17 protein-coding genes are annotated in these 14,126 nt (G+C 72.8%); 16 read left to right on the top strand and 1 reads right to left on the bottom strand.

What is annotated here, in order from left to right; all coding sequences use genetic code 11:
* Positions 1–70 precede the first annotated feature (70 nt).
* Positions 71–577, bottom strand: coding sequence for a 4'-phosphopantetheinyl transferase superfamily protein (locus MTBUT4_RS14135; protein WP_173980334.1), 507 nt, complete (start codon positions 575–577; stop codon positions 71–73).
* Between the two features lie 204 nt (positions 578–781).
* Between MTBUT4_RS14135 and MTBUT4_RS14130 the strand changes: the two genes are divergently transcribed.
* Genes MTBUT4_RS14130 through MTBUT4_RS14055 form a run of 16 tightly spaced genes read left to right on the top strand, consistent with a single transcriptional unit; the run spans position 782 to position 14,085 of the window.
* Positions 782–1,489, top strand: a complete 708-nt coding sequence (locus tag MTBUT4_RS14130; RefSeq protein WP_173980333.1) for a beta-ketoacyl synthase chain length factor — start codon at positions 782–784, stop codon at positions 1,487–1,489.
* Positions 1,479–2,312, top strand: a complete 834-nt coding sequence (locus tag MTBUT4_RS14125; protein WP_173980332.1) for a 1-acyl-sn-glycerol-3-phosphate acyltransferase — start codon at positions 1,479–1,481, stop codon at positions 2,310–2,312. Before MTBUT4_RS14130 ends, MTBUT4_RS14125 begins: the two co-directional genes overlap by 11 nt.
* Positions 2,242–2,511 (top strand): phosphopantetheine-binding protein, encoded by a 270-nt coding sequence (locus tag MTBUT4_RS14120; protein ID WP_173980331.1) that lies wholly within the window; start codon positions 2,242–2,244, stop codon positions 2,509–2,511. The genes MTBUT4_RS14125 and MTBUT4_RS14120 overlap by 71 nt, the downstream gene beginning before the upstream one ends.
* Entirely contained in the window at positions 2,508–2,753 is a 246-nt protein-coding gene (locus MTBUT4_RS14115) for an acyl carrier protein (RefSeq protein WP_173980330.1), read from the top strand. The genes MTBUT4_RS14120 and MTBUT4_RS14115 overlap by 4 nt, the downstream gene beginning before the upstream one ends.
* The gene (locus tag MTBUT4_RS14110) at positions 2,734–3,300 is read left to right on the top strand and encodes a hypothetical protein (RefSeq protein WP_173980329.1); all 567 of its coding nucleotides are present in this window, start codon (positions 2,734–2,736) and stop codon (positions 3,298–3,300) included. Before MTBUT4_RS14115 ends, MTBUT4_RS14110 begins: the two co-directional genes overlap by 20 nt.
* Complete coding sequence (locus MTBUT4_RS14105; protein WP_173980328.1) at positions 3,279–4,601, top strand: AMP-binding protein; 1,323 nt, start codon at positions 3,279–3,281, stop codon at positions 4,599–4,601. The genes MTBUT4_RS14110 and MTBUT4_RS14105 overlap by 22 nt, the downstream gene beginning before the upstream one ends.
* Complete coding sequence (locus MTBUT4_RS14100) at positions 4,598–4,942, top strand: hydroxymyristoyl-ACP dehydratase (protein WP_173980327.1); 345 nt, start codon at positions 4,598–4,600, stop codon at positions 4,940–4,942. Before MTBUT4_RS14105 ends, MTBUT4_RS14100 begins: the two co-directional genes overlap by 4 nt.
* A complete protein-coding gene (locus MTBUT4_RS14095; protein WP_173980326.1) occupies positions 4,939–6,696 on the top strand; it encodes a glycosyltransferase in 1,758 nt (585 codons plus the stop codon). Before MTBUT4_RS14100 ends, MTBUT4_RS14095 begins: the two co-directional genes overlap by 4 nt.
* Positions 6,693–7,103 (top strand): thioesterase family protein, encoded by a 411-nt coding sequence (locus MTBUT4_RS14090; protein WP_173980325.1) that lies wholly within the window; start codon positions 6,693–6,695, stop codon positions 7,101–7,103. Before MTBUT4_RS14095 ends, MTBUT4_RS14090 begins: the two co-directional genes overlap by 4 nt.
* Positions 7,100–7,675 (top strand): outer membrane lipoprotein carrier protein LolA, encoded by a 576-nt coding sequence (locus MTBUT4_RS14085; RefSeq protein ID WP_173980324.1) that lies wholly within the window; start codon positions 7,100–7,102, stop codon positions 7,673–7,675. Before MTBUT4_RS14090 ends, MTBUT4_RS14085 begins: the two co-directional genes overlap by 4 nt.
* Positions 7,672–9,954 (top strand): MMPL family transporter, encoded by a 2,283-nt coding sequence (locus tag MTBUT4_RS14080; protein WP_173980323.1) that lies wholly within the window; start codon positions 7,672–7,674, stop codon positions 9,952–9,954. Before MTBUT4_RS14085 ends, MTBUT4_RS14080 begins: the two co-directional genes overlap by 4 nt.
* A gap of 13 nt (positions 9,955–9,967) precedes the next feature.
* Entirely contained in the window at positions 9,968–10,519 is a 552-nt protein-coding gene (locus MTBUT4_RS14075; RefSeq protein ID WP_173980322.1) for a DUF3261 domain-containing protein, read from the top strand.
* Positions 10,516–11,715: a beta-ketoacyl-ACP synthase gene (locus MTBUT4_RS14070; RefSeq protein ID WP_173980321.1), complete on the top strand. Its 1,200-nt coding sequence runs from the start codon at positions 10,516–10,518 to the stop codon at positions 11,713–11,715. The genes MTBUT4_RS14075 and MTBUT4_RS14070 overlap by 4 nt, the downstream gene beginning before the upstream one ends.
* Positions 11,712–12,143 (top strand): 3-hydroxylacyl-ACP dehydratase, encoded by a 432-nt coding sequence (locus MTBUT4_RS14065; protein ID WP_173980320.1) that lies wholly within the window; start codon positions 11,712–11,714, stop codon positions 12,141–12,143. The genes MTBUT4_RS14070 and MTBUT4_RS14065 overlap by 4 nt, the downstream gene beginning before the upstream one ends.
* Positions 12,140–12,859 (top strand): 3-ketoacyl-ACP reductase FabG2, encoded by a 720-nt coding sequence (locus tag MTBUT4_RS14060; protein ID WP_173980319.1) that lies wholly within the window; start codon positions 12,140–12,142, stop codon positions 12,857–12,859. Before MTBUT4_RS14065 ends, MTBUT4_RS14060 begins: the two co-directional genes overlap by 4 nt.
* Entirely contained in the window at positions 12,859–14,085 is a 1,227-nt protein-coding gene (locus tag MTBUT4_RS14055; protein WP_173980318.1) for a beta-ketoacyl-ACP synthase, read from the top strand. Before MTBUT4_RS14060 ends, MTBUT4_RS14055 begins: the two co-directional genes overlap by 1 nt.
* The last annotated feature ends 41 nt before the right edge of the window (positions 14,086–14,126 follow it).

The raw sequence follows: 14,126 nt of genomic DNA, 5'->3' as shown, positions 1-14,126 counted from the left end.
CTGAAACATCATAGGTCGTGCCCGTTGATGCTAGCGAAATTTGCCAATGTACGCAAATCCGCACTGCTACCTAAGACACCGGCATCCCATGGGCGAGAACGTCCTCCAGCCAGCGGCAGCGCCCCGGCGCCAGACCGGGTCCCGACCACGCCAGGGCGATGTGCAGATCCTGGGCTTGCCGGTGCGCCACCACCCATGTGCTTGTGCCGCACGATCCGCCGCGGCCTTCGGGAAGAATCGCGCCGTCGAGGCCGAGCGCCTCGGCCAGCCCGCCGCCGATGGCCTTGGCGACGGCTTCGCGCATGCACCAGAAGGCCAGCAGCGCCCCCTGCCCCTCCGCCGCCACCGCCCGGCGCTCCGGTTGGGACAGCCAGGCATCGGCGATGCCCCGGGCGTCGCGTCCGGGCCGCAGGGTCTCGACATCGACGCCCACCCGCCCCTGCCCGGCCAGCGCCGCCGCCACCCAGGCGCCGGAATGGCTGAGCGAGAGGTCCGGCCCCCGGCTTCCGTCGCCGCCCACCACCAGCGGCCGCCCGTCCGCGTCGGCCTCGATGCGCCAGGCACCCGGGGGCAGCATGGCTCCGGCGAGCTCGCGCGCCCGCAACGACTGCCACCGCCGCAAATCGCCCCTTTCAGTGGTTTTTGGCACAGCATTCGCATCATTGTTGCATGCCAAACGATTTGATGGCCTATATGCCGAACGGGCAACTCTCAAGAGCACCGGCGGATGTGGAGATAGAACGTCCGTCATGGCTGCATCGCGTTTTCGGGGACGGGGCGCATGGTAAGCGCGGCAGCGGGCGGGGCGCAATCCGTCGGTTTCGCAGTGGCGGCGTGGACGGCGTGGCTGCCCGGCCGGGCGGCGCTGCTGTCCGGCGGCGCCGTCGCCGCGGTGCCGGCACCGGCCGGCCTCAAGCGCCGCGCGACGCCGCTGGGGCGCAAGGTGCTGGAGGCGGCGTGGCCGCTGCTGGCCGATCATGGCGACAGCCCGCGCATCGTGTTGTCCTCCCGCCACGGCGAGTACCAGCGCACCCTGGGCCTGGCCCGCGCCCTGGCGGCGGAGGAGGAGCTGTCGCCGGCCGAGTTCAGCCTGTCCATCCATCACGGCCTGGCGGCACTGCTGTCCATCGCCACCGGCAACCGCGCCGGCCATACCGCGGTGGCCGCCGGCGGCGACACCTTCGGCTGGGGCTGCGTCGAGGCGGCGGCCTGCCTGGCCGACGGCGACGGCTCCGTCCTGCTGCTGCATTTCGACGAGCCGCTGCCCGCCGAGTACCGCGACATCGCCGATGCCGAGGAGGCGGCGCTGGTGCTGGCCCTGCTCCTGCGCCCGGCAGGCGGTGATTCCGTGCGGCTCGAGTTCGAGCCGGCGGCGGCACCATCGGGCGACGACCCGGCGCTGCGCTTCGGCGAGATGCTGGCCGGCGGCGACGCTGCGGCCGAGGCCACCGGCGAACGCATGACCTGGCGGTGGCGCCATGCTGCGTAAGGCGGAATGGCTGTGGCGCGGCTTCGGCAACGCCCTGTTCCTCGCCCTGATCGGACTCGGCGGCACCATCCTGGCGCTGACCGCCTTCCCCCTCGTCACCCTGCTGACCCCGGACCGCGCGCGGCGCCGCGCCCGCATCCAGGCGGTGCTCCATCACGGCCTGCGGCTCTATTGCTTCGGCATGCGCTTCCTGCGCTTCGCCGACATCCGCACCACCGGGATCGAGCGGCTGCGGGGGCTCAAGGGCACCCTGCTGATCGCCAACCATCCGTCGCTGCTGGACGTGGTGATGATCCTGGCGGCCATTCCCAACGTCCAGTGCGTGGTCAAGGGGGCGCTGTGGCGCAATCCCTTCTTCCGCATCACCGTCGAGGGCGCCGGCTACCTGCGCAACGACCTGGCGCCCGAAGACCTGGTGGCGGCCTGCGTCGCCGCCTTGCGCGCCGGCGACAACCTGGTGCTGTTCCCCGAGGGCACCCGCACCGTGCCCGGCATGGCCATGCCGCTGCACCGCGGCTTCGCCACCATCGCCCTGGAGGCCGGGGCCGACATCCAGCTGATCACCATGGGCTGCGATCCGCCGATCCTGTGCAAGGGCGTGCCGTGGTGGTGGACGCCGTCGCGGCGCACGGCCTTTTCCATGGAGGTCGGCGAGAAGCTGCCGGCCTCCGCCTTCCCCGACCGGCACCGGGCCCTGGCGGCACGGCAGTTGGTCGACTTCATCCGGAACTACTACGCGGACAAGGTTGGACATGGACGAGTTGATACGGGACCTGAAGCGGCTGATCGTGGATGCCTTGAAGCTGGAGGACTTGTCGCCTGACGAGATCGCCACCGACGAGCCGCTGTTCGGCGACAGCGGGCTGGGCCTCGATTCCATCGACGCCCTGGAACTGGGCGTGGCCCTGCGCAAGGCGTTCGGCCTGCGCATCGAGACCGTGTCGGACGAGGTGAAGACCCACTTCTTCAGCGTCGCCACCCTGGCCGCCTTCATCCGCTCGCAAAGGACCGCCAGCCCATGACCCGCGACGAGATCCAGGCCACCCTGTCGCAGTACCTGCAGGAAATGTTCGAAATCCCGGCAGAGAAGATCACCCCCGAGGCCCGGCTGTTCGAGGAGCTGGACCTGGACAGCATCGACGCCGTCGATCTGGTGGTGCGGCTGCAGGACCTGACCGGCAAGAAGATCAAGCCCGAGCAGTTCAAGACGGTGCGCACCGTCGCCGACGTGGTCGATCGCGTCCATGACCTCTTCACCGAATAGACTCGGCGCCGTCCTGCTGGGCGCGCTGGGGCTGGCCTATCCTTTCGTGGTGTACGGCGCCCTGGGTCGGGTTCCGGCCGGCGCGCTGGCCCTGGTCGCCGTCGCCCTGGCGGCGGCCCGGCTGGGCCTGCTGCGCCGCTCGCCCCTGGCCGGCGCGCTGGTGCCGCCGGTGGCCGCCGTGGCTGTCGCCACCGCTGCCCTCGCCTTGGCCGACGGCCGCACCGCCGCGCTGGCCTATCCGGTGCTGATGAGCCTGGGCATGGCGGCGGCCTTCGGCCTGTCGCTGCGGCGAGGACCAACTCTGATCGAGCATTTCGCCCGCCTGGCCGAGCCCGATCCCGGCCCGGCGGCGCGCGCCTACATGCGCAACGTGACCCGGGTCTGGTTCGTCTTCCTGCTGGGTAACGCCGCCGTCTCGGCGGCCACCGCCGCCTCGGGCGACCTCGCCTTGTGGACCCTCTACAACGGCCTGCTCAGCTACCTGCTGATGGCGGCGCTGTTCACCGCCGAATACGGAGTGCGCACATGGCTGCGCCGGCGAGCGTGATCCCGCTGGCGCGCCTCGCCCTGGCCGACCGCCCGCCCGGGCAGGCGGTGGCGGTGGGTGCCGGGCTGGGCGGTGACGGCCTGGACTGGGCGCGGTTCCGCGCCGAGGTGGGCGGAACCGCCGCCGCCCTGTCGGGCTGCCGCCGCGGCCTGCTCTGCTGCCGCGACGGCTGGCGCTTCGCGGTCGGACTGTTCGGGCTGCTGGCGGCCGGGGCCGAGGTGGCGCTGCCGCCCAACGACCGCCCCGACACCCTGGCCCGGCTGGCCGGCGAGTGCGACCGGGTGGTGGATGACGACTTCGGCGCCGCGCCGGGCGCGTGGAGCGGGGTCATCGATCCCGGCCTGGCCATCGCCTTCCACACCTCGGGCTCCACCGGCGAGCCCAAGCGGGTGCTGCGCGGCCTCGCCGCCCTGGACGGCGAGATCGCCGCGCTGCAGGCGCTGTGGGGCGCGCGGCTGGCCGGCGCGCCGGCCCTGTCCATGGTGCCGCTCCACCATGCCTTCGGGCTGGTGTTCGGGCTGTTGTGGCCGCTGGCGGCGGGCCGCGCCGTGTTCCGCCGCCGCTGCGACGCGCCCGAGGAGGCGCTGCGCCAGGAGCTGGCGGGGGCGGTGGTGGTGTCCAGCCCGGCCCATCTGACCCGCCTGGACGGTCTGGCGCCGCTGGCGCCGGAAAGCCGCCCGCGCCTGGTGCTGTCGGCCGGCGCCCCGCTGCCCGAGGCGGCGGCGGCCGATGCCCGCGCCCTGTTCGGCGCGCCGGTGGCCGAGATCTACGGCAGCACCGAGACCGGGGCCATCGCCACCCGCCCGCGCGACGGCGGCGACCCGGCCTGGATTCCGCTGCCCGGCTACCGGGTCGAGGCCACGGCGGAGGGATTGCTGCGCCTTCACGCCCCCGGCGGCACCGCCGAGCTGGCCGACCGCATCGCGGTGGAGGACGACGGTTTCCGCCTGCTCGGGCGGGCCGACCGGATCGTCAAGATCGAGGGCAAACGGGTGGCCCTGGACGAGGTCGAACGCGATCTCGCCACCCTGGCCGAGGTGGCCGAGGCCCGGGTCCTGCTGCTGGACGGGCCGGTCCCCACCCTGGCGGCGGTGGTGGTGCCCTCGGCTACTGGTGCGGAAACCCTGGCGGCGGAGGGCGCCTTCCGCTTCGGCCGCCGGTTGCGCCGCCGTCTTTCGGCCCGGCTCGACTTCGCCTCGCTGCCGCGCCGCTGGCGCTTCGTCGCCGCCCTGCCGGCGACGGCCCTGGGCAAGCAGACCTCCGCCGCGCTGGCCGTTCTGTTCGAGGAGCCCGCGCCGTGACCGAAACCCTTCCCCGCGTCCTCGCCCGCCGCGCCACCGAGGCCGGCGCGGAACTGGAGCTGGAGCTCCAGCCCGAGCTTTTGTGGTTCCGCGGCCACTTCCCCGGCACCCCCATCCTGCCCGGCGTGGTGCAGATCCACTGGGCCCTGCATTTCGCCGCCGAGGCCCTGGGGCTGGGCGTGGCGGCGGCCACCGATTTCCAGGTCAAGTTCAAGGCCATCCTGAGCCCCGGCGACCGGCCGAGCCTGGCCCTGGCCTTGGGACCGGCGGGACGGCATCTCGACTTCACCTACCGGCGGGGCGAGCAGGTGTTCTCCACCGGACGGATCAGGCTGCCATGACCGAGACCTTCCGTCCCTGCGCCGTCATCCCCAGCCACGACCACTGGCAAGCGTTGCCCGAGGTGGTGGCCGCCCTGCGTCGCCACGGCCTGCCGGTGCTGATCATCGACGACGGCAGCGGGCCGCAGGCGGCTGCCGCCATCGCCGCCCTGCACGACCCCGAATCCGGGGTGCGGGTGGTGCGGCGACCGGTGAACGGCGGCAAGGGCGCGGCGGTGATGGACGGCTTCCGCCTGGCCCAAGACGGCGGCTTCACCCACGTGGTGCAGGTGGACGCCGACGGCCAGCATGATCCGGCGGCGCTGGCGGCGCTGCTGGCGGCGGCCAGGGACAACCCCGCCGCCATGGTCAGCGGCCGCCCCGCCTACGATGCCTCGGCGCCGCTGGGGCGGCGGCTGGGGCGCTGGATCACCCATTTTTGGGTGTTCATCGAGACCCTGTCGCTGCGCATCGAGGACAGCATGTGCGGCTTCCGGGTCTATCCCCTCGCCGCCTGCCTGGCGCTGATGGAGTCCGACCCGCCGGGCACCGGCATGGATTTCGACACCGAGATCATGGTGCGGCTGTTCTGGCGCGGGGTGGCGCCGGTGATGGTGCCGGTGCGGGTGGTCTATCCGCCCGGCAACACCTCGAACTTCCGCATGCTGCGCGACAATGTGCGCATCAGCCTGATGCATACCCGGCTGGTGCTGACCCTGCTGTGGCGGCTGCCCTCGATCCTGCGCCACCGGCCGCCTTGCCCCGATGGCGGCGCCTCGCACTGGGCCGGGCTGGCCGAGCGCGGCGGATTGTGGGGCCTGAAATTCGTCACCGCCGCCCATGCGCTGGTCGGGCGGCGGGCGGTGGCGTGGGTGCTGGCGCCCATCGTCCTGTACTTCTTCCTGGCCGGGAAGGCGCAGCGGCGGGCCTCGCGCGCCTATCTCGGCCGGGTGCTCAGGCGGCAGCCCTCGCTGGCCCAGGGTTTCCGCCACTTCATGGACTTCGCCGGGGCGGCGCTCGACACCTTCCTGGCGTGGTCGGGCGCCATCCCGCCCGATGCCATGACCACCGAGGACCCGGAGCAACTGGCCGGCCTGGTCGCCGATCCAAGGGGCGCGGTGCTGGTGGTGTCCCATCACGGCGCGGTGGAACTGTGCCGCGCCCTGATGCCGGCGGACCTGCGCCGGCGGGTGACGGTGCTGGCCCATACCCGCCACGCCGAGAACTACAACCGCATGCTGTCGCGCTTCCGCGGCGCCGAGGCCGGGCGGATGATCCAGGTGGCCGAGATCGGCCCCGACACCGCCATCGTGCTGCGCGAGGCGGTGGAGCGCGGCGAGTGGGTGGCCATCGCCGGCGACCGGGTGCCCCTGGGAATGTCGGGCAGTAGAAAGGCGCCCTCGCCGGGCGCCGCCTCCGGCGGCTTGGCCGCGGCCTCAATGGCCGCTGGTTCCGTCCCCGGTGGGGCCGTAACCCACACCACTCCCGTGCCGTTCCTCGGCGCGCCGGCGCCGTTCTCCAACGGGCCGTGGCTGCTGGCCTCGGTGCTGGACTGTCCGGTGCATCTGCTGTTCTGCCGCCGCACCGGGCCGGGGCGCTGGCGCTTCGCCGTCGAGCCCTTCGCCGAGCGCATCCAGCTGCCGCGCGGAAAGCGCGCCGAGGCGCTGGCCGGGCACGTCGCGGCCTATGCCGGCCGGCTCGAGCGCGAATGCCGGGACCACCCCTGGCAGTGGTACAACTTCTTCGACTTCTGGGCCGAGGGACGGAGTCCATGATTTGCGCCGAAATCGCCGTTACCGCCCAGTTCTTCGACCTCGACCCCATGGAGGTGGTCTGGCACGGCAACTACCCGCGCTTCCTGGAACCGGCGCGGGTCGCCCTGCTCGACCACATCGGCTACGGCTACGGCGCCATGCGCGACTCGGGCTATGCCTGGCCGGTGGTCGACATGCGGCTGAAATACATCCGCCCGGTGGTCCTGGCCCAGGCGCTGCGGGTCGAGGCGGTGCTGGCCGAGTACGAGAACCGCCTGGTGATCGACTACCGCATCCTCGATTCCGCCTCGGGCGAGGTGCTGACCAAGGCCCGCACCATCCAGCTGGCGGTCCGCATGGCCACCGGCGAGACCTGCCTGGAATGCCCGCCCGATCTGACCGAGCGGGTGCGGAGGCTGCTGCCATGATCCGCCTGATCCTTCTTCTCCTGGTCCTCGCCGTTCCGGCGCGGGCCGACGAGATACTGCTCAAGCCGGGCGAAGTGCTGCGCGGCCATTTCGTCCAGGAGCGCCACCTGGAGGGCTTCAAGGCCCCCATCCGCTCGCAGGGGCGGTTCACGGTGGTGCCCGGCCAGGGCCTGATCTGGCGCGCCGAAACGCCCTTCGCGGTGACCACGGTGGTGAGTCCGGCCGGGGTGGTCCAGAGCGTGGCCGGCACCGAGACGACGCGGCTGTCGGCCGCCCGCCTGCCCGTGCTGGCGCGCCTCTACGACATGATGGCGGGGGCGCTGGCCGGCGATTGGGGGGCGCTGGAGCGGGGGTTCACGGTGTCCCGCGCCGGGGCCGCCATCACCCTGACGCCGCGCGGCTCCGACGAGTCCGCCGCCCAGCAGATCTCGGCCATCCGCGCCCGCATGGGCCGCTATGTGGAGCGGGTCGAGATCGTGCGGCCCAACGGCGATTTCGACCGACTGACCTTCTTCGAGCAGGTGGTGAGCGCCTCCCCCCTGACGGCGGACGAAGCCGCCTTGCTGAAATGAGCAAGTCTCTCGCCTGGCTGTGGCTGGTCCTGGTGCTGGCGGCGGTGGCGCATGTCGGCGCGGTCTCCTGGCACGGCTTGCCGTTGCAGTCGGACATCATGGCGCTGCTGCCGCGCGAGGACGGCGACGACGTGATCCAGCGGGCCAAGGACCGCATGCTGGGGGCGCTGGCCGAACGGGCGGTGGTGCTGGTCGGCCATGGCGAGCGTGGGATAGCCCGCGCCCAGGCCGAGGCCCTGGGCCGGCGCCTGGCCGAGGCGGGGGTGGCCCGGCCCGGGGTTTCCGTCCCCACCGATGCGGCGATCCGCCGCCTGGGCGAGACCTATTTCCCCCACCGCGCCGGGCTGCTGGCCGAAGCCGACCGCGAGCGCCTGCTGGCCGGCGACGGCGCCGCCCTGGCGACGCGGGCGCTGTCCCAGGTCTACGGCTTCGGCGGCCCGGCCGATTCGCGCCTGCTGGCCCGCGACCCGTTCCTGCTGTTCCCCGCCTTCCTGTCGGGAGTGCCGCTGCCCGGCAGCCGGCTGGCCGTCGATGACGGCATGCTCTCCACCCGGGACGCCGACGGCACCACCTGGGTGATGGTGGAGCTGAGTCTGGCGGACACCCCCTTCGCCCTCGGCCTGCAGCGGCGGCTCGCCGCCGAGATCGCGGCCATGCGCGCCGCCGCCCCGCCGGATCTCAGGCTGCTGCGCCTGGGCACGGTGTTCTTCGCCGAGGCCGGGGCGCGCAACGGCATAAGCGAGGCCGCCGCCATCGGCGCAGTGTCGCTGGCCGGAGTGGTGGTGCTGGTGCTGCTGGTGTTCCGCTCGGCCACGCCGCTGCTGCTCACCACCGCGGCCATCGCGGTCGGGCTGGTGACGGCGCTGTCGGCCTGCCTGCTGCTGTTCGGCTCGCTCCACGTGGCGGCGCAGCTGTTCGGCGCCGGGCTGATCGGCGTCGCGGTGGATTACGCCCTGCATTATTTCGGCCAGGCCTTCACCCAGCGGCGCGACCCGGCCGAGCGCCTCGCCCATGTGCGGCCGGGCCTGGTGCTGGGGCTGGCCACCTCGGTGCTGGGCTATGCCTGCCTGGGCCTGGCCCCCTTCCCCGGATTGCGTCAGGTGGCGGTGTTCTCGGGCATCGGGCTGGCGGGGGCGTTCCTGACGGTGGTGCTGTGGTTCCCCCTGCTCGACCGCCTGCCGCCGCGCGCGCTGAACCCCCGCGTGGCCGGGGCGGTATCCGGCCTGTGGCGCCTGTGGGCCGAGGACGGCCACCGCCGCGCCCGCCTTTGGCTGGCGGCGGCGCTGCTGGCGGTCGCCGCGCTGGGAACCTGGCGGCTGGAGGTGGACGACGATTGGCGCCGGCAGCAGCGGCTGCCCCCCGATCTGGTGGCCGAGCAGGCCGAGGCGCAGCGGCTGATCGGCTTCGGCCGCGCCCATCAGTTCCTGGTGGTCGAGGGCGGGAGCGAGCAGCAGGTGCTGGAACGAGAGGAGGAGCTGGGCCGGGCGCTGGGCCAGCGGACCGGGTGGCTGGCGGTGGCGCGCTTCGTCCCATCGGCCAAGCGCCAGGCCGAGAACGCGCGGCTGGTCGAAACGGCGCTGACCGCCCCCCATCTGGAGTCCTACCGCGCCCGGATCGGCCTGCCGGCAGCGCCGCCCGAGCCGCCGCCGCCGCGCCCGCTGGAGCCGGCTGACCTGAGCGCCGCCGGCGGCCTGCCCTTCCTCGATCTGCTGGTGGTCGATGGCCTCACCCACATGGTCGCGCTGGACTCGGGAATGGACCTGGAGGCTGTGCGCAACGCCGCCGAAGGCGTGCCGGGGGTGCGCTTCGTCGATCCCACCGCCGACATGAACGGATTGCTCAAAACCTATCGCCACCGGGCGCTGGCCCTGCTGGCGCTGTCGGCGGCGCTGTCGCTGCCCTTGCTGGCGTGGCGCTACGGCTGGGGCGGCGCCGTCATGGTCCTGGCTCCCGCCGTGGTGGCGCTGACCGCGACGCCGGCGATCCTTGCCCTGTTCGGGATGCCGTTCAGCTTCTTCGGCGCCATGGCGCTGGTGCTGGTGCTGTCCATCGCCACCGACTACGCCATCTTCTGCGCCGAGGACCGGAGGCGCGACCCCGCCACCCTGTTCGCCGTCTTCCTCGCCACCGCCACCACCCTGCTCTCCTTCGGCCTGCTGGCGCTCAGCAGCCTGGCGGCGGTACGGGCCTTCGGCGCCACCATGCTGGTGGGGGTGGCACTCGCCTTCATCCTCGCACCGTCGGTCACACGGCGACGGTGGAATATCCCCGAACGGTAGGGTAAGCTCCGCCATGCGCCCGATGACCCTGGTCTTTCCCGTCTGCCTCGGCCTTGCCGCCTGCGCCGCGCCACCCCCGCCCGGCGACACGGTGGAGTTGGCGCCCGGCATCACCCTCGTCCTGCCCGCCGCCGCCGAGCTCGGCCGCTCGGTCGAGGCGGTGCAGATGGTCACCGCCCGCTACGCCGAGGAGAGCTGGACCTTCGAGGCCCGCCTGTCGGTGAATGCCAAGGGCCTGCGCCTGGCCTGCCTGGACGCCATGGGCCGGCGGGCGCTGTCGGTGACCTGGGCCGACGGGCGGCTGGCGGCGGAACGGCTGCCCTGGGTGCCCGACGAGCTGCGGGCCGAGAACATGCTGGCCGACATCGTCCTGCTGTACTGGCCCGAGGAGGTGGTGCGCCGCGCCCTCAAGGGGGCGGAGCTGAGCCAGGACGGCACCGGCCGCAGGATCGGCGACGCGGTGGCCATCGCCTGGGCCGGCGATCCCTGGAACGGCGCGGCGCGGCTGCGCAATGCCGCCTGGAACTACGAACTCGACATCAGCTCGGCGACGGTGGCGCCTTGACGCACCGGCTGTACCTGCCGGCCATGGCGGTGGCGTCGTGCCTGGGCCTGGGCAAGGCCGCCACCATCGGCCCGCTGATGGCCGGCGACCGCTCCGGCATCGGCCGGCGCGACGGCTTCCTGCCCGGGCGGAGCGTGCCGCTGGCCGGGCTGCCGGCGCCGCTGCCGCCGCTGCCCGACCACCTCGGCGGCTGGGACAGCCGCAACAACCGCCTGTATGCCCTGCTGGCCGGCGAGATCGCTGCCGAGATCGAAGCGGCCAAGGCGCGCTTCGGTGCCCACCGCATCGCCGTGGTGGTCGGCACCAGCACCTCGGGCATCGCCGAGGGCGAGGCGGCGCTGGCCCATCACGGCGCCACCGGTGGCTGGCCCGAGGGCTTCCACTACCGCCAGCAGGAGACCGGCAGCGGCGCCGCCTTCCTGGCCGGGCTGCTGGGCCTGTCGGGCCCGGCCTATGTGGTCGCCGCCGCCTGCTCGTCGGGGGCCAAGGCCATCGCCAGCGCCCGGCGGCTGATCCGCGCCGGACTGGCCGACGCCGCCATCGCCGGCGGCGCCGACACCCTGTGCCGGATGACGGTGTGCGGCTTCACCGCGCTGGAGGCCATGGCCGCCACGCCCTGCAATCCCATGAGCGCCAACCGGTCGGGCATCACCATCGGCGAGGGCGGCGCCCTGTTCCTGCTGAGCCCCGACGCGGCCGAGATCGCCCTGGCCGGGCTGGGCGAGACCTCCGACGCCCACCACATCAGCGCCCCCGATCCCGAGGGCAAGGGCGCCCTGGCGGTGATGGACGCGGCCCTGGCCGATGCCGGGCTGGCGCCGGGCCAGATCGGCTACGTCAACCTGCACGGCACCGCCACGCCGCTGAACGACGCCATGGAATCGAAGGCCATGGCCGAGCGGTTCGGCGCCGCCCAGCCGCCGGCCAGCTCGACCAAGGCGCTGACCGGCCACACCCTGGGCGCCGCCGGCGCCATTGAGGCGGCGTTCCTGTGGCTGACCCTGTCGCGGGCCTGGAACCCCGAGGGATGGGTGCCGCCCCATGTCTGGGACGGCGTGCCCGATCCCGCTTTGCCCGCCCTCGCCTTGGCGGTGCCGGGAACCCGGCTGGCCGGACCCGCCGCCATCAGCAATTCCTTTGCGTTCGGCGGCGCCAATTGCTGCATCGCGCTGGCCGGCGGCGGGGGGCGGCCATGACGCCCTGTCCCTGGAGCGTGGCCGAGCTGCTGCCCCACGTGCCGCCCATGCTGCTGCTGGAGCGGGTGCTGGACTACGATGCGGAGGCGGTGACGGCGCTGGCCGATACCGGCCCGGACAACCCCTTCATGACCGCGCGGGGGCTGCCCGCCCATGTGGGCATCGAGCTGATGGCCCAGGCCTGCGGAGCCTGGGTCGGCGCCGCCGCGCTGGAGGCCGGGGAGCCGGTCCGCCTCGGCTACCTGCTGGGCACCCGCCGCTATCTGGCCGAGACCGAATGGTTCCCCCCGGGCGAGGCACTGGAGATCGCCGTCCGGGTGGTGTTCCGCGACCAGGGCATGGGGGTGTTCGACTGCTCGCTCACCGCCGGCGGCCAGGTGCTCGCCACCGCCCAGCTCACCCTCTACCAGCCCGAGGAGACGCCATGACCACCAAGACCATCCTGGTCACCGGCGCCAGCAAGGGGATCGGCGCCGCCATCGCCCGGCGCCTTGCCGCCGACGGATTCACCATGGTCGTCCATTACCATTCGGATGCCGCGGGGGCCGCCGCGACTCTGGACCAATGCGGCGGCCGCGGCCGCCTGCTTGCCTTCGACATCGCCGACCGCGACGCCTGCCGGACCGCGCTGGAGGCCGACATGGAGGCGCACGGCCCCTATTGGGGGGTGGTGCTGAACGCCGGCATCTGCCGCGATTCCGCCTTCCCGGCCATGACCGAGGACGAGTGGGACAGCGTGCTGGGCACCAACCTGGACGGCTTCTACAACGTGCTGCGCCCGGCGATGGTGCCGATGATCTCCGCGCGCCAGGGCGGGCGCATCGTCACCCTGTCCTCGGTGTCGGGGCTGGCCGGCAATCGCGGCCAGGTCAACTATTCCGCCGCCAAGGCCGGCATCATCGGCGCCACCAAGGCGCTGGCGCTGGAACTGGCCAAGCGGGCCATCACCGTCAATTGCGTCGCCCCCGGCCTGGTCGATACCGCCATGATCGCCGAGGTGCCGCTGGACGAAGCCTTGAAGCAGATCCCCATGCGCCGGATCGGCCGGCCCGAGGAGGTGGCGGCGGTGGTCGGGTTCCTGTGCTCCGAGGGGGCCGGCTACGTCACCCGCCAGGTGATCTCGGTCAACGGGGGGATGATCTGATGCGCAGAGTTGCCGTCACCGGCATGGGCGGCGTCACCGCCCTGGGCAATACGTGGCCGGACATCCGCGCCGCCATGCGGGCCGGACGCACCGGCATCCGCGCCATGAGCCCGGACTGGGACCGCTTCGCCGGGGTCAACACCCGCCTGGGGGCGCCGGTCCTGGACTTCACCGTGCCCGAGCACTGGCCGCGCAAGAAGACCCGCACCATGGGCCGCATCGCCACCCTGGCGGCGGCCGCCACCGAACGGGCGCTGGAGGATGCCGGGCTGCTGGGCGATCCGGTGATCTCGGGCGGGCGCACCGGGGCCGCCTTCGGCTCGTCCTTCGGCAGCCCGGATTCGGTGCTGGGCTTCTACGAGCTGAAGATGAACGGCGCCTCGCGCCACCTCAACGCCACCACCTACATCCAGATGATGGGGCACACCGCCCTGGTCAATGTCGGCCTGTTCTTCGGAATCACCGGCCGCATGATCCCCACCTCCAACGCCTGCACCTCGGGCAGCCAGGGCATCGGCTACGCCGCCGAGGCCATCCGCTGGGGCAAGGCCGACATCATGCTGGCCGGCGGCGCCGAGGAACTGGATATCACCGACGTGGCGGTGTTCGACACCCTGTTCGCCACCTCGACACGCAACGACGCCCCCCACGCCTCGCCCAGGCCCTTCGACCGCGACCGCGACGGGCTGGTGATCGGCGAGGGCGCCGCCACATTGGTGCTTGAGGACTACGAGCGGGCCAGGGCGCGCGGCGCCACCATCTACGGCGAGGTGGTGGGCTTCGGCACCAATGCCGATGGCAGCCACGTCACCCAGCCCCAGGCGGCGACCATGGAGATCGCACTCCGCCTGGCACTGGAGGACGCCGGACTGGCACCCGAGGCCATCGGCCTGGTCAACGGCCACGGCACCGCCACCGAATGGGGCGACATCGCCGAGACCCAGGCCACCCGCGCCGCCTTCGGCCGCGCCGTTCCCATCCATTCCCTGAAGGGCCATTTCGGCCATTCCCTGGGCGCCTGCGGCGCCATCGAGGCCTGGCTGGGCATGGAGATGATGCGCGAGGGCTGGGCCTGCCCCACCGCAAACCTGGAGGCGATCGACGAGCGCTGCGCCGATCTCGACTACATCATGGGCGCCGGCCGGCGCATCGACGCCGAATATTTCATGTCCAACAACTTCGCCTTCGGCGGGGTCAACACCTCGCTGATCTTCCGGCGGGGGTGACGGCCGAGCGAACCAACTGTTGCAGCACCGCGACGGACGAA

The organism is Magnetospirillum sp. UT-4 (genome assembly GCF_902729435.1).
GTDB lineage: Bacteria > Pseudomonadota > Alphaproteobacteria > Rhodospirillales > Magnetospirillaceae > Magnetospirillum.
Note: the sequence above shows the minus strand (reverse complement) of the source record. Positions and strands in the feature narration are given on the sequence as shown.

Excerpts from the sequence above, each read along its gene's own strand:
- MTBUT4_RS14135 (WP_173980334.1), bottom strand. The coding sequence starts at position 577 with ATGCTGCCCCCGGGTGCCTGGCGCATCGAGGCCGACGCGGACGGGCGG.
- MTBUT4_RS14130 (WP_173980333.1), top strand. The coding sequence starts at position 782 with ATGGTAAGCGCGGCAGCGGGCGGGGCGCAATCCGTCGGTTTCGCAGTG.
- MTBUT4_RS14125 (WP_173980332.1), top strand. The coding sequence starts at position 1,479 with ATGCTGCGTAAGGCGGAATGGCTGTGGCGCGGCTTCGGCAACGCCCTG.
- MTBUT4_RS14120 (WP_173980331.1), top strand. The coding sequence starts at position 2,242 with ATGGACGAGTTGATACGGGACCTGAAGCGGCTGATCGTGGATGCCTTG.
- MTBUT4_RS14115 (WP_173980330.1), top strand. The coding sequence starts at position 2,508 with ATGACCCGCGACGAGATCCAGGCCACCCTGTCGCAGTACCTGCAGGAA.
- MTBUT4_RS14110 (WP_173980329.1), top strand. The coding sequence starts at position 2,734 with ATGACCTCTTCACCGAATAGACTCGGCGCCGTCCTGCTGGGCGCGCTG.
- MTBUT4_RS14105 (WP_173980328.1), top strand. The coding sequence starts at position 3,279 with ATGGCTGCGCCGGCGAGCGTGATCCCGCTGGCGCGCCTCGCCCTGGCC.
- MTBUT4_RS14095 (WP_173980326.1), top strand. The coding sequence starts at position 4,939 with ATGACCGAGACCTTCCGTCCCTGCGCCGTCATCCCCAGCCACGACCAC.
- MTBUT4_RS14090 (WP_173980325.1), top strand. The coding sequence starts at position 6,693 with ATGATTTGCGCCGAAATCGCCGTTACCGCCCAGTTCTTCGACCTCGAC.
- MTBUT4_RS14085 (WP_173980324.1), top strand. The coding sequence starts at position 7,100 with ATGATCCGCCTGATCCTTCTTCTCCTGGTCCTCGCCGTTCCGGCGCGG.
- MTBUT4_RS14080 (WP_173980323.1), top strand. The coding sequence starts at position 7,672 with ATGAGCAAGTCTCTCGCCTGGCTGTGGCTGGTCCTGGTGCTGGCGGCG.
- MTBUT4_RS14075 (WP_173980322.1), top strand. The coding sequence starts at position 9,968 with ATGCGCCCGATGACCCTGGTCTTTCCCGTCTGCCTCGGCCTTGCCGCC.
- MTBUT4_RS14065 (WP_173980320.1), top strand. The coding sequence starts at position 11,712 with ATGACGCCCTGTCCCTGGAGCGTGGCCGAGCTGCTGCCCCACGTGCCG.
- MTBUT4_RS14060 (WP_173980319.1), top strand. The coding sequence starts at position 12,140 with ATGACCACCAAGACCATCCTGGTCACCGGCGCCAGCAAGGGGATCGGC.
- MTBUT4_RS14055 (WP_173980318.1), top strand. The coding sequence starts at position 12,859 with ATGCGCAGAGTTGCCGTCACCGGCATGGGCGGCGTCACCGCCCTGGGC.